The 1,415-nt window shown below is 45.3% G+C and carries 3 protein-coding genes; 1 reads left to right on the top strand and 2 read right to left on the bottom strand.

What is annotated here, in order from left to right:
• The coding region (locus RH89_RS15130) for an NAD(P)/FAD-dependent oxidoreductase (protein ID WP_004403700.1) at positions 1-556 on the top strand (556 nt) is incomplete at its 5' end.
• Positions 557-625: 69 nt separating this feature from the next.
• Here the strand turns inward: RH89_RS15130 and RH89_RS15125 are convergent.
• On the bottom strand, positions 626-1,171 hold the full coding sequence (locus tag RH89_RS15125; protein ID WP_004403699.1) for a GNAT family N-acetyltransferase: 546 nt from the start codon (positions 1,169-1,171) through the stop codon (positions 626-628).
• A gap of 20 nt (positions 1,172-1,191) precedes the next feature.
• A partial coding sequence (locus RH89_RS15120; RefSeq protein WP_004403698.1) for a CsiV family protein occupies positions 1,192-1,415 on the bottom strand: 224 nt, incomplete at its 5' end.

Here is a 1,415-nt window from a genome sequence, read left to right as displayed (position 1 = left end):
GCAAGCCGATGAAGACGGTTTGACGACCAAAGATGGCGAGCGAATCAAAGCGCAAATCATGGTTTGGGCAGCAGGCATCAAAGCTCCGGACTTTATTAAAGACATCGCTGGGTTGGAAACTAACCGCATCAATCAGCTTGTTGTTAAAGATACGCTGCAAACGACGCGCGACGATGACATCTTTGTCATTGGTGACTTGGCACAATGTACTCAGGCAGACGGTAAGTTTGTTCCGCCTCGTGCTCAAGCTGCACACCAGATGGCGAGTCAGGCATTCTCTAACATTGTGGCTAAAATCAATGGTCGCGATCTAAAGCCTTACATCTACAAGGATCACGGTTCTTTGGTTTCACTAAGCCGTTTCTCCACAGTAGGTAGCCTGATGGGTAACCTGACCAAAGGTTCAATGATGGTTGAAGGTCGCATCGCTCGTGTTGTGTACATTTCACTGTACCGAATGCACCAGATGGCACTACATGGTGTGATCAAGACCGGTTTGATGATGCTGGTAGGGCGAATTAACCGAGTGTTGCGTCCAAACCTGAAACTGCACTAAGAAGAAACATTCAAACAAAGAAAAGGGTTCATATGAGCCCTTTCGTTTATCTGGATTCTAATCAGGTGTCTATTCAGGTATCACGGAATAGACAATGCCATCTTTTGGCTTTCCGTGGTGAATGAATCGGTTACGAGCCAACCCTTCACACACGGCACCGCATTTTTCAGCAATCTTATGACTGGCAAAATTTTCTGGGTCACAGACAATTTCCAACCGCGTAAGCTTTATTTTGCTGAAACAGCATTCGATGAGCGCGTCTAACGCTTCTGTACCATAGCCTTTCTTTTGCTGAGCATCCGATATCCAATACCCCAAACTGCCCATATTGAATGACAAATAACGTTCTGTGAGAGCGACCATTCCAAGAAATTCATTGGTTTCCCGACTAAAGATGCCAAAGCCATACGCAAGCCCTTTTAGCCAGTTTAGGCGGTTGGCGATCAGAAAATCATAACCGTCTTCGGTTGAAAACTCGCTGTCACACCAATCGAGCCATTGATGCAGAGAAGGGGAGTTTCTAATTGCTTGAGTGAACGACCCGACTTCTTCATTTTTAATCAGTCGAAGTTCGAGCCGTTTGGTGATGATGCAGAAATCTGGAGCAAAATGCATATAGGTGATATTGCTCAGATTTAACTTTGAACTCGACGAACTTGAATGATCATTCCCATTAGCGGGTGATCAAGGTAATGAGTTTCACTGCTTCGCATACGACGTTTCTGATCCATACGGTAAGACTTAAGGAATTCTTCCACCTGAAGTGTTGGAGAAACGGACTCAAGATTACCAACCTGAGTAGTGTCGTCACCTTCCGTATCCGCCAAGTCTAAAGACTTCTCTTCAAACGTAATGTCTC

Source organism: Vibrio nigripulchritudo ATCC 27043, from assembly GCF_000222685.1.
Lineage (GTDB): Bacteria > Pseudomonadota > Gammaproteobacteria > Enterobacterales > Vibrionaceae > Vibrio > Vibrio nigripulchritudo.
This window is presented reverse-complemented; position numbering and strand designations above follow the sequence as displayed.